Origin of the sequence: Ruegeria sp. TM1040, from assembly GCF_000014065.1 — a bacterium.
Taxonomy (GTDB): domain Bacteria; phylum Pseudomonadota; class Alphaproteobacteria; order Rhodobacterales; family Rhodobacteraceae; genus Epibacterium.
The window spans coordinates 3,067,333-3,090,607 of record NC_008044.1 but is presented as its reverse complement, the minus strand read 5'-3'; the positions used below and the strand labels follow the sequence as shown (position 1 = coordinate 3,090,607).

The 23,275-nt window shown below is 58.6% G+C and carries 22 protein-coding genes; 7 read left to right on the top strand and 15 right to left on the bottom strand.

Features of this window, described 5'->3' with window-relative positions:
- Positions 1-104 precede the first annotated feature (104 nt).
- The 3 genes from TM1040_RS19050 to secA all read right to left on the bottom strand — a co-directional run bounded on the left by TM1040_RS19050 (position 105) and on the right by secA (position 5,401).
- A complete protein-coding gene (locus TM1040_RS19050; RefSeq protein WP_011540232.1) occupies positions 105-1,658 on the bottom strand; it encodes a phosphate ABC transporter substrate-binding/OmpA family protein in 1,554 nt (517 codons plus the stop codon).
- Between the two features lie 23 nt (positions 1,659-1,681).
- Complete coding sequence (locus tag TM1040_RS19045; RefSeq protein WP_011540231.1) at positions 1,682-2,578, bottom strand: hypothetical protein; 897 nt, start codon at positions 2,576-2,578, stop codon at positions 1,682-1,684.
- 135 nt (positions 2,579-2,713) lie between these two features.
- Complete coding sequence (secA, locus tag TM1040_RS19040; protein ID WP_011540230.1) at positions 2,714-5,401, bottom strand: preprotein translocase subunit SecA; 2,688 nt, start codon at positions 5,399-5,401, stop codon at positions 2,714-2,716.
- A 177-nt stretch (positions 5,402-5,578) separates the two neighbouring features.
- On the opposite strand from secA, the gene TM1040_RS19035 reads away from it, so the two are divergent.
- Genes TM1040_RS19035 through mutT form a run of 3 tightly spaced genes read left to right on the top strand, consistent with a single transcriptional unit; the run spans position 5,579 to position 8,096 of the window.
- Entirely contained in the window at positions 5,579-6,430 is an 852-nt protein-coding gene (locus tag TM1040_RS19035; RefSeq protein ID WP_011540229.1) for a peptidylprolyl isomerase, read from the top strand.
- Positions 6,431-6,462: 32 nt separating this feature from the next.
- Positions 6,463-7,689: a bifunctional glutamate N-acetyltransferase/amino-acid acetyltransferase ArgJ gene (gene argJ / locus TM1040_RS19030; RefSeq protein WP_011540228.1), complete on the top strand. Its 1,227-nt coding sequence runs from the start codon at positions 6,463-6,465 to the stop codon at positions 7,687-7,689.
- On the top strand, positions 7,686-8,096 hold the full coding sequence (gene mutT / locus TM1040_RS19025) for an 8-oxo-dGTP diphosphatase MutT (RefSeq protein WP_011540227.1): 411 nt from the start codon (positions 7,686-7,688) through the stop codon (positions 8,094-8,096). The genes argJ and mutT overlap by 4 nt, the downstream gene beginning before the upstream one ends.
- Positions 8,097-8,625: 529 nt before the next feature.
- On the opposite strand, the gene infB is transcribed toward mutT, so the two are convergent.
- The 6 genes from infB to pip all read right to left on the bottom strand — a co-directional run bounded on the left by infB (position 8,626) and on the right by pip (position 16,081).
- A complete protein-coding gene (infB, locus tag TM1040_RS19020; protein ID WP_011540225.1) occupies positions 8,626-11,133 on the bottom strand; it encodes a translation initiation factor IF-2 in 2,508 nt (835 codons plus the stop codon).
- Positions 11,134-11,141: 8 nt separating this feature from the next.
- Positions 11,142-11,759: an RNA-binding protein gene (locus TM1040_RS19015; protein WP_011540224.1), complete on the bottom strand. Its 618-nt coding sequence runs from the start codon at positions 11,757-11,759 to the stop codon at positions 11,142-11,144.
- 29 nt (positions 11,760-11,788) lie between these two features.
- Positions 11,789-13,405 (bottom strand): transcription termination factor NusA, encoded by a 1,617-nt coding sequence (nusA, locus tag TM1040_RS19010; protein ID WP_011540223.1) that lies wholly within the window; start codon positions 13,403-13,405, stop codon positions 11,789-11,791.
- On the bottom strand, positions 13,405-14,016 hold the full coding sequence (gene rimP, locus TM1040_RS19005; protein WP_011540222.1) for a ribosome maturation factor RimP: 612 nt from the start codon (positions 14,014-14,016) through the stop codon (positions 13,405-13,407). Before rimP ends, nusA begins: the two co-directional genes overlap by 1 nt.
- 236 nt (positions 14,017-14,252) lie before the next feature.
- Entirely contained in the window at positions 14,253-15,104 is an 852-nt protein-coding gene (locus tag TM1040_RS19000; protein WP_011540221.1) for an ABC transporter substrate-binding protein, read from the bottom strand.
- Positions 15,101-16,081, bottom strand: coding sequence for a prolyl aminopeptidase (pip, locus tag TM1040_RS18995; RefSeq protein ID WP_011540220.1), 981 nt, complete (start codon positions 16,079-16,081; stop codon positions 15,101-15,103). The genes TM1040_RS19000 and pip overlap by 4 nt, the downstream gene beginning before the upstream one ends.
- A gap of 51 nt (positions 16,082-16,132) precedes the next feature.
- On the opposite strand from pip, the gene ubiG reads away from it, so the two are divergent.
- A complete protein-coding gene (gene ubiG, locus TM1040_RS18990) occupies positions 16,133-16,876 on the top strand; it encodes a bifunctional 2-polyprenyl-6-hydroxyphenol methylase/3-demethylubiquinol 3-O-methyltransferase UbiG (protein ID WP_011540219.1) in 744 nt (247 codons plus the stop codon).
- A 306-nt stretch (positions 16,877-17,182) separates the two neighbouring features.
- Here the strand turns inward: ubiG and TM1040_RS18985 are convergent, their stop codons facing one another.
- From TM1040_RS18985 to TM1040_RS18970, 4 genes are all read right to left on the bottom strand, one after another.
- Positions 17,183-17,623 (bottom strand): MarR family winged helix-turn-helix transcriptional regulator, encoded by a 441-nt coding sequence (locus TM1040_RS18985; RefSeq protein ID WP_011540218.1) that lies wholly within the window; start codon positions 17,621-17,623, stop codon positions 17,183-17,185.
- A complete protein-coding gene (locus TM1040_RS18980) occupies positions 17,623-18,456 on the bottom strand; it encodes a carbon-nitrogen hydrolase family protein (RefSeq protein ID WP_011540217.1) in 834 nt (277 codons plus the stop codon). Before TM1040_RS18980 ends, TM1040_RS18985 begins: the two co-directional genes overlap by 1 nt.
- Positions 18,457-18,460: 4 nt before the next feature.
- Complete coding sequence (gene grxC / locus TM1040_RS18975) at positions 18,461-18,718, bottom strand: glutaredoxin 3 (RefSeq protein ID WP_011540216.1); 258 nt, start codon at positions 18,716-18,718, stop codon at positions 18,461-18,463.
- A 71-nt stretch (positions 18,719-18,789) separates the two neighbouring features.
- Positions 18,790-19,521: a ComF family protein gene (locus TM1040_RS18970; protein WP_011540215.1), complete on the bottom strand. Its 732-nt coding sequence runs from the start codon at positions 19,519-19,521 to the stop codon at positions 18,790-18,792.
- A gap of 11 nt (positions 19,522-19,532) precedes the next feature.
- Here TM1040_RS18970 and TM1040_RS18965 point away from each other — a divergent pair, with 11 nt between their 5' ends.
- Positions 19,533-20,372: a hypothetical protein gene (locus TM1040_RS18965; protein WP_011540214.1), complete on the top strand. Its 840-nt coding sequence runs from the start codon at positions 19,533-19,535 to the stop codon at positions 20,370-20,372.
- A gap of 101 nt (positions 20,373-20,473) precedes the next feature.
- Positions 20,474-21,538: a ferrochelatase gene (hemH, locus tag TM1040_RS18960; protein WP_011540213.1), complete on the top strand. Its 1,065-nt coding sequence runs from the start codon at positions 20,474-20,476 to the stop codon at positions 21,536-21,538.
- Between the two features lie 87 nt (positions 21,539-21,625).
- Here hemH and TM1040_RS18955 read toward each other — a convergent pair whose 3' ends face one another.
- Both TM1040_RS18955 and TM1040_RS18950 read right to left on the bottom strand, forming a co-directional pair.
- Complete coding sequence (locus tag TM1040_RS18955) at positions 21,626-21,808, bottom strand: hypothetical protein (RefSeq protein ID WP_011540212.1); 183 nt, start codon at positions 21,806-21,808, stop codon at positions 21,626-21,628.
- Positions 21,809-21,950: 142 nt separating this feature from the next.
- Positions 21,951-22,568, bottom strand: coding sequence for a L,D-transpeptidase (locus TM1040_RS18950; protein ID WP_011540211.1), 618 nt, complete (start codon positions 22,566-22,568; stop codon positions 21,951-21,953).
- Positions 22,569-22,736: 168 nt separating this feature from the next.
- Between TM1040_RS18950 and TM1040_RS18945 the strand changes: the two genes are divergently transcribed.
- Positions 22,737-23,231: a CAP domain-containing protein gene (locus TM1040_RS18945; RefSeq protein ID WP_044026955.1), complete on the top strand. Its 495-nt coding sequence runs from the start codon at positions 22,737-22,739 to the stop codon at positions 23,229-23,231.
- The last annotated feature ends 44 nt before the right edge of the window (positions 23,232-23,275 follow it).

Below are 23,275 nucleotides of genomic sequence, written 5' to 3'. Positions count from 1 at the left end.
GCGCAGATACAGCGCATGTGGTTACGCTGAATCGCAGACCTGGCCGCAGACAAACGATACTGCCTCCGTTGGACAGATCGTCATGAAACGCAAAGCGCGTAGGCTTACCTGATCCAGACTTCGACACGCCGGTTGGCTTGTCGACCCCAGGCACTGTCATCGCAGGCAATGGGAAGTGCTTCGCCGTAAGCCGCTGTCTCGATCGAAATGCGATCCAGATTTGCGGTTTCGGCTGCGCGCTCCACGGCGCGGCGCACCGACTCCGCGCGCTTCATCGCGATGGCACGGTTGCCCTCCGCTGGCCCCTCACCGTCTGAGAATCCCACAAAAACCAAGCGCTTACCGTCGTAGACTCCGGCTTCAAGTTCACGCGCGAGCAAATCGATATTGTTGCGGGATTGCGCATCAGGCCTGGACGATCCGGCCTCAAATCGAAATGAGGTGGTCAATCGCTGCAATCCATCGAGCCCCGAAATCAATCGTTGCAGCTCGCTGAGCGGGATGTCTTCCCCTGCAGATCGTATCGCATTGCTGAGCCGTTCCCCCTGAAGACGCAGCGGGATATGCTCCGGTGCCTGATCCACAAACCCTGCGCGACGGATCACGATCTGGGCAGCAGGGCCACGCACATAGGTCAAAAAGTCCCGGGCAATGCGTGGCAGGCGGTGGGCAGGCAGATAGAGAAACATCGGCGCAGTCAGAGGGTAGTCCTCGGTCTTGATACTGCGCCGTCCCGCTGACAGCGAAAACCCACAAGCCCCCGTAAGCGTGAGCATCCGGGTCTGGCCAGTTTCGGCATAGCTCGCGATGCCAATCGCAAACGGGTCGGTGGCGACCGTCCGCACAAGCGTGCTGCCGCGATCATGGCGGCGAATACTCTCGGAGAGTTCGAGCCCGGCAGGTGACAAGAGCTTGTCCTCGACAGCCTGCGCCAACCCTGCCCCAGCAACGGGCAAATGCACCGAAATGGGTGCGTCAGCGCCGCCAAGCTCGGACCAATTGGTGATCTTGCCCGCGTAAATATCCGCAAGTTGAGGCAGCGAGATCCGTCGCACCGGATTCGACGGTGCCACAACAGGCACCATGGCATCCAGGGCCAGCACCCGCCCCCGATTGGACAAAGACATATCGCCAAGACCTGCCTCGGACGCCAATAGGTGCTCGGCTTCCCGGATTTCACGCAATGCCATCACGATGTCGGCCTGGTTGGCCAGGACATCTGCAAAGCCTTCATCCGTATTGCTGACTTGAAAGGTGAACCGCCCCGCAACCCGGCCGTCGCGTGACAGCGTGTATTCAAACTGACGCGAATCCAGTTGCATGCGGGCGGTCTGATATCCGTTGCGCAGAGAGAAACCCTCGATCAGCGCGGGCAGGAGAACCTCTGCCATGGTGGAGGACCCGGCAAAGGTGATCTCGGCAACGAAGTCAGACAGGCTAGGGCAGCCCGGACCCTCACAGCGCACCCCGGAGCCATCCACGGTCAGCTCGCCAAACTGCGTCTCCACACGGTAGAACTCACCATCAAAACCCAGCAGATCTCCACTCACCTCGATGGCGCCATCGGGCGAGGACAGCGTTACATCCTGTCCCAGAACCGGTTGGCCAAAGCTGAAAAAGCAGAGTGCGGCGCAGACCGCCGCACGGTAATAGCTCATGAGAAATCCCGGTGTCGCCCCAGTTAGTTGGAGGCGATTTTCAGGCTTTCGACGAGATTATTCAACACCAGAAAATCACCAACCGCCGAACAATCGGGGATGTTCAACACCAGATCCCGCGTGCGCAGTCTGTCGTCGCGCCGCTCGATCAACTGTGCCGCGACAGCCTGATCACAATTGGCATCGGTAATTTCTGCTTCGACAGAAATGTTGACCGCGCCATACCCGGAGGATTTGGGCAGCGTGTAAACCTGTACAAGATGCGCAGCGACCTGATCCGGGTCACCTAGGAACAGAACCTCGCCCGCGCCTAGCCCCGGTTCGGAGCCTTTCCAGACATGGCCCGCGCTCCCATAGGTCGCGCCAAATTCCAGCGCGTGAAGCTCAAGCCCGCTCCGGCCCTGCCAGTGCATGACGACACGCTCGACCTGTTCGAGATCCTCGACCATCACAGACGCATCAAGGTCGCGCCCTGATGCGAAGTCCGCAATAACAACGGCGCGTTTCGTAAAAGCAGGCAAAACACCGCGAAAATCCCCTTCAGCATCAAGCGCGTAAGTCACCATCACGCCGCCATGGTGCAGCGTAAAACGCTCTCCCGCCCGGCAAGGGGCGGAAAGCTCGACCTGAAGCATCGCGTTGTCGATCGCAGTGAGGTTCAAAGTGCTCGCACATTGCAAGAGCGATGTATCCACGTCCCGCAGCGGCTGACGTCGTCGGTGCGTATCCGGTCTTGCGGAGGTGAACGTCACATCCTGAAGAACAAGTTTTCCGGTTTCAGGTTCCGTCGGAAGCGGTGCGGAGGCCTGCTGCGCGCTCGGCGCACGCTGCAAATCTGCAGTACGCTGCATATAGACGCCCGTGCCCAAGGCGCAGATGACAGTAGCAACCGCAATAAGACCCGTAACTCGAATACCCATAACACCCTCCTTACCCGAAAAGGTTAAGGATTCGTATCCCATCAGGGTGGCCAGACTGTGGCAGAGGCCGGAAAGAAAGACGGCCAGTGTCACAGTCTGCAATGGTTTCGGGCAATTAGATTGCCTGCGCCCGTATTAACCCAGCCGGCCGTGGCAATGCTTAAACTTTTTCCCAGATCCACAGGGGCACTTGTCGTTGCGCGAGGGGTTGCCCCAGGTGGAGGGGTCATCCTCGACAAATCCTTCTTTGGGCGCTTCGACAGGCTCGGCGGCAGGCGCAGCCGCGCGCTGCATGCCCTGACGTGCCGCCATCTGCATCATCATCTCGCGCTGTTCCTCTTCGCTCAGAGGACGCACGCGAGAAAGCTGTTGGGTGACGGTCTCGCGCAAGGAATCCAGCATCGACTCAAACAACTGGAAGCTCTCGTTCTTGTACTCGTTGAGCGGATCACGCTGGGCGTAGCCCCGGAAGCCGACAACGGAGCGCAGATGTTCGAGCGTCAGCAGATGTTCGCGCCATTTGGCGTCGATGGTCTGCAGCAGCACCTGCTTTTCGATGTTGCTCATGCCTTCCTGACCAAAGGCTTCGACCTTCTCGGCCATCAGCTTGTCGGAGGCCTCTACCAGACGTTCGCGGATCTGCTCGTCGTCGACACCCTCTTCTGCGGCCCATTCGACCACAGGAGCATCAATGTTGAGCTTCTCGCGCACGTCGTCCTGCAACCCTTGGGTATCCCATTGGTCGGCATAGGTTTTGGGCGGCATGTAAATATCGATGAGATCATCGATCACCTCATGGCGCATGTCAGTGACGATCTCATGGGTATCGTCAGAGGCCATGATCTCGCGGCGCTGCGCAAAGACCACTTTACGCTGATCATTCATCACGTCGTCGAACTTCAACACGTTCTTGCGCATGTCGAAGTTACGGCCTTCGACCTTGGCCTGCGCGCGCTCAAGCGATTTGTTCACCCACGGGTGAATGATCGCCTCGCCTTCTTTCATGCCCAGACCCGACAACAGCTTGTCCAACCGCTCGGAGCCGAAAATGCGCATCAGATCATCTTCGAGGCTAAGGTAGAAACTGGTGCGGCCCGGGTCCCCCTGACGTCCGGAACGACCGCGCAGCTGGTTGTCGATGCGGCGGCTTTCGTGGCGTTCGGAGGCCATCACATAGAGGCCACCCGCTTCGAGCACTTTCTGCTTTTCCTCGGCGTGTTTGGCTTCTTCCTCAGCACGCAGAACAGCCGGGTCGGCGTCGGGGTTGGCCTCAAGCGCCTCCATCACCTTCAGATCAATGTTGCCGCCAAGCTGAATGTCGGTGCCGCGCCCCGCCATGTTGGTGGCGATGGTCACTGCGCCCAAACGGCCCGCCTCGGCAACGATCTTGGCTTCTTGCTCGTGGTGGCGCGCGTTCAGAACGTTGTGTTCGATGCCTTCCTGCTGAAGGAGCTGACTGAGCAGTTCGGATTTCTCAATCGACGTGGTCCCGAGAAGAACCGGCTGGCCTTTTTCATGGGCAAGCTTGGTCTCCGCGATCATGGCCGCATATTTTTCGTTGGCTGTGCGATAGACCTTGTCGTCCTCGTCGATCCGCGCGATCGGTCTGTTCGTGGGCACCTCGACCACACCCAGTCCATAGATCTCGGCAAATTCTTCAGCTTCGGTCATCGCCGTGCCGGTCATGCCAGAGAGCTTGTCATAAAGGCGGAAGTAGTTCTGGAAGGTCACCGACGCCAGCGTGGTGTTTTCCGGTTGGATATCTGTGCCTTCCTTCGCCTCGATGGCCTGATGCAGCCCCTCGGAGAGACGGCGACCGGGCATCATGCGGCCCGTGAATTCGTCGATCAGAACAACATTGCCGTCGCGCACGATATAGTCCTTGTCGCGCTGGAACAGCTTGTGCGCCCGCAGGGCCTGGTTGACGTGGTGAACAATCGTCGTGCTCTCGGGGTCATAAAGGCTCGCCCCTTCTTCCAGCAGCCCCGCCTTCAGAAGCGACTCTTCGAGGAATTCATTGCCCTCGTCCGTGAAGGTCACACCGCGCGTTTTCTCGTCGATCTCATAGTGACCCTCATCCAGCGTCGGGATCAGCTTGTCGATGGTTTCATAGAGCTCGGAACGATCCTCGGCCGGGCCGGAAATGATCAGCGGCGTGCGCGCCTCGTCGATCAGGATCGAGTCGACCTCATCCACGATCGCAAAGTTGTGCTGCTTCTGGAACACCTGGTCCAGAGAGGGCTTCATGTTGTCGCGCAGGTAATCAAAGCCAAGCTCATTGTTGGTGGCGTAGGTCACGTCACATTGATAGGCGGCCATTTTCTCCGCCTCGGGCTGGTTTGAGTAGATCACGCCGGTGGTCATGCCCAAAGCACCAAAGACCTTGCTCATCCACTCGCTGTCACGCTTGGCGAGGTATTCGTTCACCGTGACGACATGCACCCCTTTGCCGGTCAGCGCGTTGAGGTAAGCTGGGAAGGTCGCCACAAGGGTTTTCCCTTCACCCGTCTTCATCTCGGAGATATTGCCCTGATGCAGGAAGGTTCCGCCCATCAGCTGGGTGTCAAACGCCCGCAGGCCAAGGGCGCGGCGCGCTGCTTCGCGCACGTTGGCAAAGGCTTCGGGCAACAGATCGTCAAGGCTTTCACCCGCAAGCGCCCGTTTGCGCAGGTCTTCGGTCTTGTCTTTGATGCCCTGGTCGCTCAGTGCCTCGAACTCAGGCTCCAGCGCGTTGATCTTTGCAATCAGCGGCCGTGTCGCCTTGATTTTGCGGTCGTTCGGTGTTCCGAAGACCTTTTTGGCGAGAGTTCCGATACCCAGCATGTGCGCTCCAAAAGTCCAGTTCACGGCCTTGTTCAGCGGCAGGCTTGCCCGCCGTGTTCGCAACCCATAAACAAAGGTGGAAAGACGGTCCTGCCGCAGGCCCTATGGCGATGTAAGGGGCAGGAAAATGAGTGTCAACGCCACGACCCGCCGTGGCAGGAATATAGGAAGGTTTCCATGCGCAAAGGTCTCACTTTTTTGCAAGGCGTCGTGTTTGCGACTGCTTTCGGCCTCGCAGCACCTGCATTTGCCGAACTCAACGCCAATACGGTGGTTGCGACGGTCAATGGAGAAGACATCACCGTCGGCAATATGATCGTTGCGCGCGCAAAACTGCCTGCTCAATATCAAAGCCTGCCGGATGATCTGCTGTTCAAAGCCCTCCTCGACCAGCTGATTCAGCAAACTGTGCTGAAACAGCAGCTGCACGGGGACATTCCGGAATATGTGCGTCTCTCTGTCGAACACGAGCAGCGCTCGCTCTTGGCGTCTGATGTGATCGAAGCGGTCATGGAAGGAGCCCAGACCGAGGATGCAATTCGCGATGCCTATGATGCGCGTTACAGCAGCGACGACGGCGGCGATGAGTTCAACGCCTCCCACATTCTGCTAGAAAGCGAAGAAGCCGCGTTGGAAATCAAGAGCCAGCTTGATGAGGGCGCGGATTTCGCTGCATTGGCCAAGGAATCCTCGACCGGCCCCAGTGGCCCGAATGGTGGCGCGCTTGGTTGGTTTGAAAACGGTCGCATGGTTCCGGAGTTCGAGGCCGCCATCTCCGACATGCGCTCTGGCGAAGTATCCGGCCCGGTGCAGACCCAGTTTGGCTGGCACATCATCAAGCTGAATGATCGCCGCAAACTTGAAGCCCCCGAATACGAAGACGTGCGGGATGAAATCGCTCAGGAACTCGCTCAGCAAGCGGTCGAAGATCGAATCAGCCAGCTGACCGCGACGGCGACAATCAATCGGCCAGAGATTGAAAACCTCGAGCCCTCCGTCCTGCGTGACATGAGCCTGATCGAGAACTGATCTCTCCCACTCCCTCATACTGGAAGACCAAAATGGCCAAATCCCTGCCCCGCTCTCCGCTTGCCCCAGCGGCATTTCCTGATCTGCCCGAAATTGGTGGTCTGCGTTTCGCGGCCACCGCAGCCGGAGTGCGCTATCAGGGGCGTACCGATGTGATGTTGGCCGTCATGGATCCCGGCACCTCTGTCGCCGGGGTCTTTACCCGCTCCGCAACCCGGTCAGCCCCAGTTCTGGACTGTCAGGCAAAACTGGGCAGCAACCCCGAACACGGCACCGCAATCCTTGTAAACTCTGGCAATTCGAACGCTTTTACGGGACATTACGGTCAGACCTCAGTGGCGGAGATCACCTCCGCCGTGGCCGCGACGACGGGCCTGCCGCAGGATCGTGTCTTCACCGCATCTACCGGAGTGATTGGCGAGCCCCTGCCCCATGAGCGGATCCTGACAAAGCTGGACGAGCTGAACGGAGCACTCTCGGGCAGCGCGATCAAAGATGCGGCCGAGGCGATCATGACCACGGATACGTTTCCGAAAGGCGCAGCAACCACGATCACGATTGACGGCAAGCCCGTCCAGATCGCGGGGATCGCCAAAGGGTCCGGCATGATCGCGCCGGATATGGCGACCATGTTGGTCTATATTTTTACAGACGCTGCCTATGATCAGGACAAGCTTCAGGCGCTGCTGTCGGCGCAAAATGAGACGTCCTTCAACTGCATCACCGTGGACAGCGACACATCCACCTCGGACAGTCTCATGCTTTGCGCCACGGGGGCCTCTGGTGTGGATGCCACAGACAATGAGGCCTTTGGCGAGGCACTGCGCGAAGTGATGCTTGATCTTGCACATCAGGTTGTGCGGGATGGCGAAGGCGCCACCAAATTCGTCGAGATCCAAATCACCGGCGCCGCCAATGATGCCGAGGCCAAGGTGCATGGGCTTGCGATTGCAAACTCACCATTGGTCAAAACGGCGATTGCGGGCGAGGATCCCAACTGGGGTCGCGTTGTCATGGCAATCGGCAAGTCTGGAGCCCAAGCGGATCGCGACCGCCTGTCGATCTCGTTTGGCGATGTTCTGGTCGCCGAAAAAGGCTGGGTTGCCCCCTCTTACAAAGAGGACCTCGGCGCCGCAGAAATGAAGAAAGACGAAATCACCCTGAAGGTCGATCTTGGCATCGGAACCGGTGTCGCAACCGTATGGACCTGCGATCTGACCCATCAGTACATCACCATCAACGCGGACTATCGCTCATGAGCACTGACAAAAAAGTCGTTCTGGTCTCAGCCGTTGCGCTAATTGATGTGGAGGGGCGCATTCTTCTGGCGCAACGTCCCGAAGGCAAATCCATGGCTGGGCTCTGGGAATTTCCGGGTGGCAAAGTCGAAGCTGGCGAAACTCCGGAGGTCGCTCTGATCCGGGAGCTGCAAGAAGAGCTGGGGATCAACACCTGGTCGAGCTGCCTTGCTCCTCTGACCTTTGCCAGCCACTCTTATGAGAAGTTTCACCTGCTGATGCCACTCTTTGCCTGCCGCAAGTGGGAGGGCATACCGCAAGCGCGTGAAGGTCAGGTGCTAAAATGGGTGCGCCCACAAGAGCTGCGGGACTACCCCATGCCGCCAGCGGATATCCCACTGATCACGATCCTACGCGACTGGCTGTAAGCGCTCTCAAGATCGTTAATTCTCCATCAGAGCCCCAGATCTATGTGCGTAGATCTGGGGTTTTCCATATGTTGTTCCCCTTCGCTTGCGACGAAACCTTTTGTTAACCACCTTCCTGCATCCTGGGGGTGATTTCACCGGGATGGCAGGATCAATCAGAACAACAAGAAAGCCCTCGTGATTTCGGCATTGAGACAGGTGTGGCAGCGCCGGAACTTGATGCCGCAAATGTGCCTGAACACCATGTTCACCGCTTCCCGCGGGGCACTTATCAGCAGCTGCATTGTCAGGGCAGACAATGCACCCGGTCCCGGCTCAACGGCTATGGCAGCTTTATAACCGGGACCATCAACTTTGGACCGGAGACGAGGCTGGCAGCATCGTCTTCGGTTTTTTTATCTTCTGGCCAGTGCCATCAACCGTGAGACGTCAGCGCTGACAGCGCGTATCCCGCGCTCGCCTCTGAAACGTAAAACCCCGGCCACAGCGGACCGGGGTTTTCTATCTTGGCGATGATCCGGAGATTAGATCAGTCGAGTGTGCGGGTGACTTCCTCGCGCTCAAAGATCTCGATGACATCCTTGGGCCGGATATCGTCGTAGTTCTCAAACGCCATACCGCATTCCTGACCAGATTGAACCTCAGCAACTTCGTCCTTAAAGCGCTTGAGAGTCTTCAGCGTACCTTCGTGGATCACCACGTTATCGCGCAGCAGACGCACACCGGCAGAGCGGCGCGCCACACCTTCGGTGACCAGACAGCCAGCGACCTTGCCGACGTTGGACACTTTGAACACGTCCTTGATTTCCGCGTAACCGATGAAGTTCTCTTTGATCTCTGCCGAGAGCAGACCCGAGGCCGCAGCTTTCACGTCATCCACGAGGTCGTAGATCACCGAGTAGTAGCGGATCTCCACGCCTTTTTGGTTGGCAGTGTTGCGCGCGGAAGCATTCGCACGGACGTTGAAGCCCATGACCGGAGCACCCGACGCTTCTGCCAGACCAATGTCGGTTTCGGTGATCGCGCCCACACCGGAGTGCAGCACGCGCACGCGCACCTCGTCGTTGCCGATCTTTTCCATCGCCTGAACGATCGCTTCGGCAGAGCCCTGCACGTCCGCTTTGACGAGGATCGGCAGCTCGGAGACGTTTTCGTCTTCTTTGGCCTTCTGCATAAGCTGTTCGAGCGTGGTGGCGGCACCCGCAGCGGCACGCTTATCCTTGGCAGCTTGCTCGCGGTATTCTGCGATCTCACGGGCCTGTGCTTCGGTTTCCGTGACGTTGAGAACGTCACCTGCCTCTGGCGTGCCATTGAGACCCAGAACCTCGACCGGAACCGACGGACCAGCTTCTTTGACGCGCTCGCCCTTGTCGTTGATCAGCGCACGGACTTTACCGTACTGCTCACCGACAACAAAGATGTCGCCCTGACGCAGCGTGCCGGTCTGAACCAGAACCGTTGCGACCGGACCGCGACCCACGTCGAGCTGTGCTTCGATCACAGCACCTTGGGCTGCACGGTTCGGGTTGGCTTTCAGTTCGAGGATTTCCGCCTGCAGCGCGATAGCTTCAAGCAGTTCATCCAGACCCTGGCCCGTGTGGGCAGAGACTTCGACGTCCTGAACTTCACCAGACATCGCTTCGACGATAACCTCGTGCTGCAGCAATTCTGCGCGCACCTTGTTCGGGTCAGCAGCAGGTTTGTCGATCTTGTTGATCGCAACAATCATCGGCACACCCGCCGCCTTGGCGTGGTTGATCGCCTCGACAGTCTGCGGCATCACCGAATCGTCTGCGGCAACGACCAGCACCACAATGTCGGTTACCTGAGCACCACGAGAGCGCATCGAGGTGAAGGCCGCGTGGCCGGGCGTGTCGAGGAACGACAGAACCGCACCGCTATCGGTCGTCACCTGGTAAGCACCGATATGCTGGGTGATCCCGCCCGCTTCGCCGGCGACAACCTTGGCGTCGCGAATCGCATCCAGAAGCGAGGTCTTCCCATGGTCAACGTGACCCATGATGGTAATGACTGGCGGACGCGGCTGCAGATCTTCTTCTTTGTCTTCGATTTCCTTGATGACGTCCTCGACGTCCGCATCGGAAACACGCACCACGTTGTGGCCGAATTCTTCGATGATGAGTTCCGCGGTATCGGCATCGATGGTCTGATTCTGCGTCACCATCATGCCCATGTTCATGAGCGCCTTCACAACGTCAGCCACACGTTCTGCCATACGGTTGGCCAGCTCCGACACCACGATGGCTTCGGGCAGCTGGACGTCACGAATGATCTTTTCGCGTTCGACCTGACCCATGGCTTTTTGACGCGCACGCTCTTGCTTGCGCTTCATGGACGCGACAGAGCGCTGACGCCCGCCTTCGCCACCGGTGGCCTGGCTCAGGGTCAGTTTGCCGGAGCGGCGACCACCATCATTGCGGCCCTTGGCACCACGACCGCGCTCTTCGCGTTCACGCTCGGCCTTGCGCGGGCCAGCGGCAGGTTTCGGCGCCCCACCAGGAGCCGGACGCGCAGGCGCAACGCCTGCGTCAGACTTGGGTGCGGCAGCAGCGGCCTTGTCAGCAGCGGCGCGCTTCTTGGCGGCTTCTGCTTCTTCCTGGCGCTTGCGCTCTTCTTCTTCGGCCTTTTGACGTGCCTTTTCTTCGGCCTCGCGCTGTTCACGCTCCTTGGCCTCTTGTTCGGCACGGCGGCGCTCACGCTCTTCGGCGCGGGCTTTTTCCTCGGCCTCACGCTGGGCGGCCTCTTCGGCCTCACGGGCCTTGGCTGCCTGAAGCGCCTTCAGGCGGCGGTCCATTTCCGCATCAGAAATACCAGCAGGGCGCCGCGAAGCATCGCCGGCAGCAACGCCACCGGCGCCGCCTTTGCCTGCGCCCGGCTTGGGGACAACCACGCGCTTGCGCTTGGTTTCCACCACAACATTCTTGGTCCGACCGTGGCTGAAGCTCTGTTTCACATTGCCGGGCCGAGACCCGCTACCACGAAGACCCAATGTCTTTTTGCCGTCACTATCGCTCATAAAGCTCTTTATCCTTCCGTGCGGCCGATGCCGCCCATTTCGCGCAAACCCTGCAATCGCTGGGCTTCCTCTACAACACGTTGGCTGAGTCCACCAGAGGCGAGCGCGGCATGTATGACAGTTTCACGCCCAAAAGCCATCCCAAGCTCGTCTGCCGTCATGCATCCGATGTATTTTCCGCGATGCGGCGTGCTCAGTTTCGACTTTCCTCGCCCGGACCCATCAGAGGCTTGGATCAAAACCCGCGCCTCTTCCTTGTCCAACCAATCCTTGACCTTCTCATAGCCACCCACGGCGTCGCCCGACTTTCGAGCCAGTCTGATCAGGTCGACAGTGCGGCGCAACACTTGGCGCTCCACCTCGTCGGCCAGATCATCCCGAACCGCGACCTGCGCCTTGAAACCGCGGGCAAAGAGTTTCTTCTTTACCGCCTGTTCCAGCGCAGAACGCGTGGCTGAGATGTAAACACCGCGTCCCGGCAGTTTACCCATCACATCCGGGTAGACCTGATTGTCAGGCCCCAGCACGAAACGGACCAACCCAGCCTTGGGCTGTGTCTCGCCGGTGGCGAGACATTTACGTTCCGGCCCGTCGTTACGGGATTTTTCTGCACCACCACGGGTCATTCACATCTCCTGGGAGTTTGGGAAGCAGGTCAGGCTTCCGCTTCCCCTTCGGCTTCTTCCTCGAGATCATCAGCATCGGATTCAAGTTCTGCCGGGTCGACCCAGCCGAGCATAATCCGCGCCGTCATCACCAGATTTTGCGCCTCTTCGAGGCTCACATCGAAGGGCTCGAGAATCCCTTCATCCTTGACACGCTCGCCGTTGACGGTGGTCCAGCCACCCGCAAGCTCCCAGTCCGCACAGGTTGCGAAGTCTTCAAGCGATTTCACATCATCCTTCGCCAGTGCCTCAACCATCTGGGGTGTCAGGCCGTCAAAGTCAATAAGGCTGTCCTCGACGCCCATGCTGCGGGCGTTGTCGAGCGCGGCCTTGGCCTTGGCTTCGAGATAATCGCGCGCGCGGGCCTGCAGTTCTTCGGCGGTGCCTTCGTCGACGCCATCGATCACCAAGAGTTCGTCGAGTTCGACATAGGCGACCTCTTCGAGGTTGGTGAAGCCTTCAGAAACCAGAAGCTGTGCAAAGAACTCGTCGAGATCGAGCGTTTCCATGAACAGTGCGGTGCGCGCCTCGAATTCCTTCTGACGGCGTGCGGATTCTTCCTCTTCCGTCATGATGTCGATGTCGAGGTTGGTCAGCTGAGACGCCAGACGTACGTTCTGACCGCGACGGCCAATCGCCAGAGAAAGCTGCTCGTCGGGCACAACCACTTCGATCTTGCCGGCTTCTTCGTCCAAGACAACCTTGGAGACCTCTGCGGGCTGCAGCGCGTTCACAAGGAAGGTCGGCTGATCTTCGTTCCAAGGGATGATGTCGATCTTTTCGCCCTGCAGTTCGTTCACGACCGCCTGCACGCGGGAGCCACGCATACCGACACAGGCGCCAACCGGATCGATCGACCCGTCATAGGACACAACAGCGATCTTTGCACGCGAACCGGGGTCACGGGCCACAGCCTTGATCTCGATGATGCCGTCATAGATTTCAGGCACTTCCATCTTGAAGAGCTCGGCCATGAACTCCGGCGCGGTGCGGCTGAGGAAGATCTGCGGGCCACGGGGTTCGCGGCGTACGTCCTTGATGAAGCAGCGAATACGGTCGTTCGGGCGATAGCTCTCACGGCCGATTTTCTCGTTGCGACGCAGAATGCCTTCGCCAGATCCGATATCGACGATGACGTTGCCGTATTCCTCTCGCTTGACGACGCCATTGATGATGGTGCCGTTGCGATCCTTGAACTCTTCGTACTGACGATCCCGCTCTGCTTCGCGCACTTTCTGCAGGATCACCTGCTTGGCGGATTGTGCCGCGATCCGGCCCATCTCGACCGGGGGAACCTCATCAACGATGGTGTCGCCGACCTTGGGGTCTTCCATATACTGCTTGGCCTGCGCGACGGTCAGCTCGGACTGGTAGTTTTCGAGCTCTTCGTCTTCGACCACGGTGCGCACACGAGTGAAAGTCGCCTTACCGGTCTTGCGGTCAATGGAGACACGAATGTCCATCTCGCTGCCGTAGCGGCTCTTGGCGGCGCGGGCGAGGGATTCTTCCATCGCTTCGACCACCAGACCGGGATCGATCATTTTCTCACGCGCCACGGCCTCGGCGGTTTGCAACAGCTCCAGCTGGTTTGCAGAGGTGATAGCCATTACTTGTTCTCCTCTTCGGACCCTGTGGTCCCTTCTGCGGACCCTTCGGTCTCGATGTCGTCAAAGGCGTCTTCGTTCAGAACACCAGCGGCCTTCCGCTGGCGCAGCATTTCCTTGATCAGGTCATCGGTCAGCACCAGCTTTGCATCGCTCAGCCAGTCGAATTTGAGACCGATGGTCACGGTCTCGCCGTGTTCCTCAATATTGATGAGTACTTCGTCGTCCTCGATGCCTGCCAGCTCGCCCTTAAAGCGGCGACGGCCGTCGATGAGATCTGCGGTCTCCAGCTTGGCCTCGTAGCCTTCGAACATGTCGAAGTCCTTGAGACGCGTCAGCGGCCGGTCAATTCCGGGGCTCGACACCTCAAGCGTGTAGGCGTCAAGGATCGGATCTTCGACGTCGAGTGTGGCGCTCACAGCGTTTGAGATCGCGGCACAATCATCAACCTCGATCCCCCCATCGGGGCGATCTGCCATGATCTGCAGCGTCGTGGTTTTGCCAGACATCAGCCGGATACGGACCAGCTCGTAACCCAGATCCTCGATCACCGGGGTGATGATCTCGGCCAGGCGACGGTCAATCGCAGCTTTGGCAATCAGGTCGTTGGTCATCTGACCTCCAAACACAAAAAAACGGGCCGCGGCCCGTCGAAATCAATCAAAGGTGCCTCAAGACCAGAGCCCGACGCGCCGCTGTTGTGCGAGGATATACGCGCGTGCGCCGCGTTTGGCAAGCCTTTCCTAAATCGGAGCAAAAGCGCCAAGGTTTTGCCGCCGCTTCACAGGGTTGTATGTCAGCACCGGTGTCACGTCACGCAGCGCAGACGATCAGTCTGGATGCTGTCGAATCACACCATCCACCACCGTTCCGCAATGCGGTGGTCATCAAGGGGCGCGCGCGACGAAATGCGCGACGGCAGGGCCACATGCTCTGCCGCGGCCAGGGCGATCTCCTGATCGGACGGATAGAATTGAAACCGCCCCTGGAGCCCTTCCGCCGTTGGCAAGGCTGCGACGTCCACAAAGCCATCGCGCAGTGCCTCGGCCCGCACTTGCGCATCGGGAATAACGATCAGGTCCAGCGCATCGAGCCAGCCCGCGACCTCATCGCGGTAGTTCTGCGCCACCCGGCGCGCTCGGAAATGACGATCTTCCTGCGCGCGGTCCACCTGATAGAGACCCGTCCCATTCAGATCGCCCAGCACAGCATCAACAGCACCATCCGGCGCAATCACCAAACCAGTATCCGCCAACCGATACGGCAGATGAGGATTGCTCTCCGCGAGATCAATGACGACTGCCCCGTCTGACGAGAGATCGAGATTTTTCACCCCTTCCAGCCGGAGGGCGCCCGACTTCAGATGCGCCTCAAGGGAGGCAATGACATCTGCGCCGGTCATCATTCGTCCGTCGTGAAACGGGATATCTGTACGCAAATTGAGTTTCCAATGCCGCGCCGTCTCATCACTGCGCCATGCGGATGCAAGCTCTGCACGCAGCACACCATCGGGGGCTACCTCTGTCAGTTGGTCGTAAACGGCCGCGCGCGCAAGCCGCGCCAGAAACGCATCTTCACGCGGGATCGCAATCCGCAGTGTCCCACCCCGACGCGGCGTCTGCGCAAGCCCCGCGCCGGTTGCTGCCAACAAAGCCGCAGCCGCACCGCTTGCAAACAAAGCACGACGATCCAGGCGCTTCATTGGGTCATTTCCTCTGCCAGCTGATCCATACATCTGACCAAAGCCGCGCTGATTCCCGGCTCCGAAAGCGCGTGTCCCGCGTTTCGTACCATGATCAGATCGGAGTTCGGCCAAGCCTGATGAATGCTGTAGGCCGCTTGCGGCGGGCAAATCATATCATACCGCCCCTGCACGATCACGCCAGGGATGTGGGCAATGCGCCCCATGTTGGCAAGGATCTGTCCATCCATATGCAGGAAGCCACCATTGGAGAAATAGTGGTTCTCAAGCCGCGCAAAAGCCCGCGCGTAATCTCCAGGACTCTCACCCGACAAACCGTTGGAATAAACCGACGCCAAGGCATTTTCCCAGGCCGACCAAGCACGACCAAAGCGGATTTCCTCGTCGCGATCACCAGAGAACAGCCGCTTGTGGTAAGCCGCAATCAGATCGTCCCGTTCGTCCTTGGGCACGAGATCGGTGAACTTGGCCCAGGTTTCCGGCCAGAATTTCCCTGCACCCCCACCATAGAACCAGTCGAGTTCAGCTTCGGTCATCAAGAACACCCCGCGCAGGATCAACTGCGTTGTGCGCTCAGGATGAGTCTGCGCATAGATCAGCGCCAATGTTGCACCCCAGCTGCCGCCAAACAGCATCCAAGAGTCGATCTCCAAAAGCTCGCGGATCAGTTCCATATCCGCGACCAGATGCCATGTCGTGTTGTCTTCGCAGGACGCATAAGGTCTGGAGCGACCGCACCCACGCTGATCAAACAGAATGATACGATAGACCTTTGGATCAAAATACCGACGCATCGCCGGGCTGGTACCACCACCGGGGCCGCCATGGCAGACAATGACCGGCACCCCATCGGGATTTCCGCATTGCTCCATGTAGATCCTGTGACCTTGCCCCACATCCAGCATGCGCTGATCGAAAGGCTCGATCGGCGGATAAAGAAACTGCACTGCGCGCTTTTGATCCGGGTATTTGTCCATTACTGACCTAAGTTGTCCTCTGAACACACAAGAAAACACACGGAGACAGGAATGCAAGCGCAACAGTCCACGGTAGACCCCTCCGAGATCGCGAAGTTCGAGGCGATGGCGGCAGAATGGTGGGATCCAAACGGGAAGTTTAAGCCTCTGCACATGCTAAACCCCTGTCGTCTGGACTATATTACGTCTCAGATTGCAGGTGAATTTGACCGAGACCTGAAAACAGATGCCCCTTTTGCGGGCTTGCGCATTCTCGATATCGGGTGCGGCGGCGGCCTTTTGAGCGAACCCATGGCACGGCTCGGCGCCGAGGTGGTTGGTGCAGACGCAGCGGAAGGCAATCTGCCGGTCGCGCGAATCCATGCCGAGCAATCGGGGCTCGAGATCGACTATCGCCATACCACAGCCGAAGCCATGGCCGAAGCTGGCGAACAGTTCGACGTCGTTCTCAATATGGAAGTGGTGGAGCACGTGGCGGATCCGCTCAGTTATCTGACCGCTACACAGCAGCTCTTGAAATCGGGCGGGCTACAGATCTGCTCGACCATCAATCGAAACCCCAAAAGCTATGCGATGGCGATCTTCGGTGCCGAGGTGGTCATGCGCTGGTTGCCGCGCGGGACGCATGAATGGTCCAAATTCATCACCCCTGATGAACTGTTCGCACTGTTGGAACAGGCCGGCCTCAATCCGGTGGATCGCAAAGGGTTCGTGTTCAATCCGATCCTGTGGAAATGGTCGATCTCCGACCGTGATCTGAGCGTGAACTATGTCACTGCGAGCACAAAATCCTAGGTGATTCATAAAATCAGCAACGATATATGGTAAAATGGCGCTTCTGTCGCTTGTGCGGAATCGGGCCATATACTTTAGTATAGTTGCGCATCCCATCGCGTCGTTGTGCAGGCTTTGATAGGCGGATAATGTCGTCTGCATGACGCGTCACTGGCTCGGACACCCAGCTCCACAAGCATATCGGCCCGGTGCAGCGTATAAATTGGAGACTCACTCACACCACTCACGGCCCCTCCAGAAAAAAGAGCGTCGGAATTACCCGACGCTCTTTTTGTTTGGTCCGAGGAGAATGTGCGTTTCAGGACGTCACTCTCCGACCTCAAGCTTGCCACGAAACTCGCGCAAGATAGGAAGCGCAGCGCGCACACGGTCTCCGCCCAATTCGCTCACGACTTCGGAAATCATCGGAATGATCGAGGCAAGCGCAGCATCCCGCGCTTTGCGGCCTGCGGGGCTGATGGCCACCATTTTACGGCGCGCATCATCCCAATCCGGGCGCACATGCACAAACCCTGCAACTTCGAGCTTGTAGATCGTGTTGGTCATCGCGCCGCGAGTCACATGAAATGTTTTCGCCAACTGCGCCGGAGAACGCTCAAGTCCCGCGCGTGTCAGATGATTGAGTACAGAAAAATGCGAAAGCTCCATCCCTTTGGGCAGAGCCTTGCTCAGCCGAGCACGGGCCAATTGGTCCGCCATAAGAATCTCGCTGAAGAGCGAAATCGCAAGGGAATGCTTCTCATCCATCAGGGTCCGTCAAACTCCCGGTCGTGCGTCAGAGACGGGACGCGTTTGCGCGCCTTTTTCACCGCTTCGAGATCGAGGTCAACGCAGGTAATTCCAGTTTCGGTGCCAGCATCCGCCAAAATCTCGCCCCAAGGGGCAACGGCAAGCGAATGCCCATAGGTCTGGCGGGCAGCGCCACGACTGGTGTCGTGAACCCCCGTCTGCGCAGCGGCAAGCACGAAACACCCGGTTTCAATCGCCCGCGCCCGCAGGAGGCTGTGCCAATGCGCTGCTCCCGTCACATGACTGAAGGCAGCCGGCGCCGTGATGATTTCTGCCCCGGCTTGGGCAAGACGACGATGCAACGCAGGAAAGCGCACATCGTAACAGATCGTCATACCGATCTTTGCAAATCCAGCGTCCGCAAGCACGGCGCGGGTTCCAGGGCGGTAGCCATCGGATTCGCGATAGGTCTCTTCAGGCGTGACCTCCACATCAAACATGTGGATCTTGTCATAGCGCGCCTTGATCTCGCCATCGGGGGAAATCAGAAACTGCCGGTTGGCAAACCGGCCGTCCGCATCGGTGGTTTTCACCCCAAGAGAGCCGATCGACAGCCAAACCCCATGCTGCCGAGCCGCATCACGCAGACCGGCAAGGGTGGGGTCGTTCTCTTCGGGATGCAAAACAGCCTGTTGCTGTGTCCGGCTGGTCGAGAGGCAATTGGTGACCTCTGGCGTCAACACAAACTGCGCCCCTGCAGCGGCCGTGCGCGCGATCATTTCGCGCGCCGCTGCAAGGTTCTCTTCCGGCAAGTCGGAAGACGTCATCTGCAGGAGCGCAATCCGAACCATCGGATCAGGACGCCAGCAGCGAGTCGAGCTTCCCTGCCCGGTCCAGAGCGTGAAGCTCGTCACAACCGCCCACGTGAATGTCGCCAACAAAGATCTGCGGCACCGTGCGACCGCCATTGGCGCGCTGGATCATCTCAGACTTGCGGTCAGGATTTGCCAGAACGTCGACCTCGGAAAAGCTCACACCTTTCTGGTTCAAAAGGCGTTTCGCGGCGTGACAAAAACCGCAGAGGGGAGAAGTGTAGATTTCGACCGGTTTCATGTGGGTCTCCATAGGCGTTGCTTGTGGGTTTTGCGCCATGTGGGCACCTTTATCAAGCTTTGCCAGAGTTTTCACGAGCCCGTGACCCGGGCGAGAACAGCGACATTTGTGCTTTTTGCGCCTGCATCCATACAGGCGCGCGCACAAGCCGAAAGCGTCGATCCGCTGGTCATGACATCATCCACGAGCAGCACCCGCCTGCCCTTTAATCGCGACGCCATCCGGGGATTGGGACGTATGGCGTCACTCAGGAGCGCGCGACGCTCCGAGCGCGAGTACCCTTCGAGCATGGGCGTTTTTGCAACACGGATCAGCGCATCGGGACAACAGTCGCATTCCTCACGTGCCGCGATCGCCTGGGCCAGCAAGGCGGATTGATTGTACCGGCGGTGCAGCAGCCGCGTCCAATGAAGCGGAACCGGCACCAGTAGGGGCTTTGGGCTCAAGAGCACGCGTGCAGCCCGCGCCATCCACGCAGACGCAGGGCGCACCAGGTCGGTTCGGTCACCGTGTTTCAGTGCCAGCACCAACCGGCGACCCTGTCCCGTGTAAACCAGAGCCGCCCGCCCCCGGTCCCATTCACCCGGCGCACGCAGGCAAGCGTCGCAATGAACCATCTGTCCGTCATCCTCGCCCGGGAGCGGCGCACCGCATCCTTCGCATACGAGCCCTGAAATAAAGGTGGTGTCACGCCAACACGCGCCACACAGGCCAAAGTCGCTCTCGACCAGCCCGCCGCAGTTCAGGCAGCGTGCAGGGTAGACGAGTGAAACTGCTGTTTGAATCCGTGCCCGCAACGTCATAGGTACACCTCATGACAAAAGAACCGATGGCTCATCCCCAGATCTTTGACCGTGATGCACTTCGACTGCGTCGCGCCCGGCGCAAACCGGAGGCGATGTTCCTGCACGACATGGCCAGAGACGAAATCGAGGATCGGCTCAGCATGGTTAAGAGAGTCTTTACCAAGCCCGCGATTATCGCGCCTTTTGCGGAGCCTTGGAAAGATCTGCTGCCCGGCGCCAAAATAGTCGAAGATCATGATGTTCTGGATCTGGAGCCACAGGCGCATGATCTGGTGATTCATGTGATGGCACTGCACTGCGCCAATGATCCCGTCGGACAGCTGATCCAATGCCGCCGCGCCTTGCAGGAAGACGGGCTGCTGCTGGTTGTCACGCTTGGCGGCCAAACCCTGCACGAATTGCGCAGTGCGCTCGCCGAAGCGGAGACCTATGTGAGTGGGGGCCTTTCCCCGAGGGTGGCCCCGATGGGCGAGATCCGTGATCTCGGCGCCTTGCTGCAACGCGCAGGCTTTGCGCTCCCCGTGGCGGATCTGGTGCCCTTGACGGTGCATTACCGTGATCTCACTCATCTGATGCATGACCTGCGCGCCATGGGCGAAACCAACACGATGTCAGACAGGCTCCGCACACCGACGCGCCGGAGCCTGTTTCACCTTGCGGATCACATCTACGCGCAAAATTTTGCCGCTGACGATGGCAAGCGCATGGCGACCTTCGAGCTGGTATGCCTCACCGGATGGTCCCCTGCCGACAGCCAACCGCAACCCCTGCGACCGGGATCTGCAAAAACCCGGCTCGCGGACGCGCTGAAAGTGCCCGAAGTCAAACTGCCAGATAGCGAGCGATAAGCGGAGCCAATAGCCGCAGTGAGGTGATCTAATTGGCCTTTCCGCTCGTAAAGACTTAGACACAGACAGATATTCATTCGATACCACACAGGACACTGCCCATGCTGGATGCGACCTCAACTGCGACCCGCCCTGACAATGCCCCTGCGGATCATCCGCCGGTCAAGGCGGAAAAGGTCGGGATCCTGCTCGCAAACCTCGGCACCCCGGATCACTACAGCTATTGGCCGATGCGGCGCTATCTGAACGAGTTTCTCTCGGACAAACGTGTGATCGACTACCCGTCCTGGAAATGGCAGCCGCTCCTGCAGCTGATCATCCTGACCAAACGCCCCTTTGCCTCTGGCGAAGCGTACAAGTCGATCTGGAACCATGAGCGGGGCGAAAGCCCATTGATGACGATCACCAAGGATCAGACCAACGCCATGGCCAAGGCGATGGAAGAGCTCTATGGCGATCAGGTCATGGTCGATTTCTGCATGCGCTACGGCAATCCCTCCACCAAATCCAAGGTAGAGAAGATGATTGCCGCTGGCTGCCGCAAGATCCTCTTTGTTCCGCTTTATCCGCACTATGCGGGGGCGACCTCTGCAACTGCAAATGATCAGTTCTTCCGTGTGCTGATGGAGCAGCCCTGGCAACCCGCCGTACGTACGATCGAGCCCTACTTCGACCAACCCGAATACATTGATGCGCTCGCCAGATCCGTGGAAGACGCCTATGCCAAACTGGACAAGACCCCGGATATCCTGGTCTGTTCCTATCATGGCATGCCAAAGCGCTACCTGATGCAGGGCGATCCCTATCACTGCCAGTGCCAAAAGACGACGCGCCTGCTGCGCGAGCGCCTGGGTTGGGACGAATCGAAGATCATGACCACGTTCCAGTCTGTCTTTGGTCCAGAGGAATGGCTGCGCCCCTACACGGTTGAGCATGTCGCCGAACTGGCGAAACAGGGCAAGAAGAACATCGCCGTGATCGCTCCGGCCTTCTCGGCGGATTGCATCGAGACTCTGGAGGAGATCAATGAGGAGATTTTCGAGAGTTTTGAACACGCGGGCGGCGAAGAATTCACCTACATTCCTTGCCTGAACGACAGCGAAGCGCATATTGCCGCGCTTTCAAGCGTGATCCGCAACAACCTCAAAGGATGGCTTGAGGCGTAACCCCCAAGCAACGCCCGACCACAAACCTGTGGACACAAAAAAAGGCGGCTGGGGTTCCAGCCGCCTCTTTTATTCTTTTGGCAACGATTAGTTGCTTGCAGCAGCAGCGGCCACGATGACCAGCAGCAGCAGCGGCAGGAGCATGCCGGAAGAAGAACCGGTTGCTTCTTCGATGATGACCGGTGCTTCAACAATCGGCTCTGCCAGGTTGCCAGCGGATGCGGCGGAAGCGGCAGCGACCAGAGCGGCAGCGATAACGAGTTTCTTCATATTATAACCTCCAGAATACGCGCACAGCACACATATATGATGTGCGCACTCAAGACTTACCTCGTAAGTTTTACTAAGCGGGTTTCCAACCGGATTGCAATTGCTTGTTAATTCTCACTGTTCCAGCTTGCGCTTGTTGTCGTCAAATTAGCAACACCTGCGTGCCCGAACGGGTAAGTTTATAAAGCTCTGCGATATGCTCATTGTAGAGACCGATGCAGCCGTTCGAAGACTTTCGCCCGATCTTGCGCGTGTCGTGGGTGCCGTGGATTCGGTAGTACTGCCAACTGAGGTAGAGCGCGTGTGATCCAAGCGGATTGTCCGGCCCCGGGGGAATGTAGGCGGGCCATTCGGGGTTGCGCTTGCGCATGTTGGGGGTCGGCGCCCAGCTTGGCCCTTCGACCTTGCGCACGACGCGTGTGCGGCCACGGCGGGTCAGATCATCGCTGAGCGGTACCGAAGAGGGGAAAAGCTTGTAAACGCTCTGATCCTCGGACCAGAAATGCAGTGCACGGCTGTCGATATCCACAAGGATCGCTCCGCGACGCAGGTTGTCAAAATAGGGTTTCCAGCTTTTGGCGCGGAAAGAGGAAATATTCCGCTTCACATTGGGTTCCGGCTCCGGCGGGGGGCGCAGCGGATCAAATGCCGGCTCTTCTACATCAGGAAGCGACTGGCCAAGCGCAGGAGAGGCCAGAAGCGATGCGGACCCGGCAAGAAACTGCCGGCGCGACGTTAAAAATGGGATTTTACGTGTCATCAGAAGGTACTCTCTGGCTGAGGGGCTCTGGATCTGAGCAGTCTATGGCTGGAATGCCGCAGTCGCAATTCAATCCCCCGAAATCTCGCGAATGTGACCCCGCCGGGTTTGCCTATAAGTCACAGGAAAGTTATGGGACGCTCTCATCGAACACTTTTAGGATTTAGAATGACACGCGTATTCCTGATTCTGGCGACATTGACGAGCTTTGTCCTTGCGGCATGTACGACCGGCAACGATGGCAGTGCAACCGGATCCGGTGTCTACAAGATTCGCAACGAAGAGCGCACGCAGTTTCGTATGCTCGATTCGGTGAACGCACTGCGCGAAGCTGCAGGAAACCCGCCGGTACAACTCGATAGCAAGTTGAACGCCGCCGCCGCGACGCATTCGCGAGATATGTCAGTGCAAAACCGCCCTTGGCACTTTGGCTCCGATGGCTCGTCACCGCTCGATCGCGTGGCACGCGTTGGCTATGAGGGCACGCTCCTTGGCGAAAACATCTCGGAAACCTACGAGAACGAAGTTCAAACCCTTACCGCTTGGATGGAAGACGGCGGCACTCGCGCCGTGATCATGGATCCCAACGCGCGCAATATGGGGTTCTCTTGGTTCCAAGAGCAAAACGGCAAGATCTGGTGGACCCTGCTGATGGCTCAATAAGCCAGAGCATCAACTCACACCACCAAGGTTCCAAATCCAAAAGG

Bases quoted from the DNA above. Each gene is read 5' to 3' on its own strand.
- infB (WP_011540225.1), bottom strand. From the start codon at position 11,133: ATGAGCGATAGTGACGGCAAAAAGACATTGGGTCTTCGTGGTAGCGGG.
- secA (WP_011540230.1), bottom strand. From the start codon at position 5,401: ATGCTGGGTATCGGAACTCTCGCCAAAAAGGTCTTCGGAACACCGAAC.
- TM1040_RS18965 (WP_011540214.1), top strand. From the start codon at position 19,533: ATGACAAAAGAACCGATGGCTCATCCCCAGATCTTTGACCGTGATGCA.
- TM1040_RS18970 (WP_011540215.1), bottom strand. From the start codon at position 19,521: ATGACGTTGCGGGCACGGATTCAAACAGCAGTTTCACTCGTCTACCCT.
- TM1040_RS19000 (WP_011540221.1), bottom strand. From the start codon at position 15,104: ATGAAGCGCCTGGATCGTCGTGCTTTGTTTGCAAGCGGTGCGGCTGCG.
- rimP (WP_011540222.1), bottom strand. From the start codon at position 14,016: ATGACCAACGACCTGATTGCCAAAGCTGCGATTGACCGTCGCCTGGCC.
- TM1040_RS19045 (WP_011540231.1), bottom strand. From the start codon at position 2,578: ATGGGTATTCGAGTTACGGGTCTTATTGCGGTTGCTACTGTCATCTGC.
- argJ (WP_011540228.1), top strand. From the start codon at position 6,463: ATGGCCAAATCCCTGCCCCGCTCTCCGCTTGCCCCAGCGGCATTTCCT.
- ubiG (WP_011540219.1), top strand. From the start codon at position 16,133: ATGCAAGCGCAACAGTCCACGGTAGACCCCTCCGAGATCGCGAAGTTC.
- hemH (WP_011540213.1), top strand. From the start codon at position 20,474: ATGCTGGATGCGACCTCAACTGCGACCCGCCCTGACAATGCCCCTGCG.
- TM1040_RS19035 (WP_011540229.1), top strand. From the start codon at position 5,579: ATGCGCAAAGGTCTCACTTTTTTGCAAGGCGTCGTGTTTGCGACTGCT.
- nusA (WP_011540223.1), bottom strand. From the start codon at position 13,405: ATGGCTATCACCTCTGCAAACCAGCTGGAGCTGTTGCAAACCGCCGAG.
- pip (WP_011540220.1), bottom strand. From the start codon at position 16,081: ATGGACAAATACCCGGATCAAAAGCGCGCAGTGCAGTTTCTTTATCCG.
- grxC (WP_011540216.1), bottom strand. From the start codon at position 18,718: ATGAAACCGGTCGAAATCTACACTTCTCCCCTCTGCGGTTTTTGTCAC.
- TM1040_RS18945 (WP_044026955.1), top strand. From the start codon at position 22,737: ATGACACGCGTATTCCTGATTCTGGCGACATTGACGAGCTTTGTCCTT.
- TM1040_RS18980 (WP_011540217.1), bottom strand. From the start codon at position 18,456: ATGGTTCGGATTGCGCTCCTGCAGATGACGTCTTCCGACTTGCCGGAA.
- TM1040_RS18955 (WP_011540212.1), bottom strand. From the start codon at position 21,808: ATGAAGAAACTCGTTATCGCTGCCGCTCTGGTCGCTGCCGCTTCCGCC.
- TM1040_RS18950 (WP_011540211.1), bottom strand. From the start codon at position 22,568: ATGACACGTAAAATCCCATTTTTAACGTCGCGCCGGCAGTTTCTTGCC.
- mutT (WP_011540227.1), top strand. From the start codon at position 7,686: ATGAGCACTGACAAAAAAGTCGTTCTGGTCTCAGCCGTTGCGCTAATT.
- TM1040_RS19050 (WP_011540232.1), bottom strand. From the start codon at position 1,658: ATGAGCTATTACCGTGCGGCGGTCTGCGCCGCACTCTGCTTTTTCAGC.
- TM1040_RS19015 (WP_011540224.1), bottom strand. From the start codon at position 11,759: ATGACCCGTGGTGGTGCAGAAAAATCCCGTAACGACGGGCCGGAACGT.
- TM1040_RS18985 (WP_011540218.1), bottom strand. From the start codon at position 17,623: ATGGATGAGAAGCATTCCCTTGCGATTTCGCTCTTCAGCGAGATTCTT.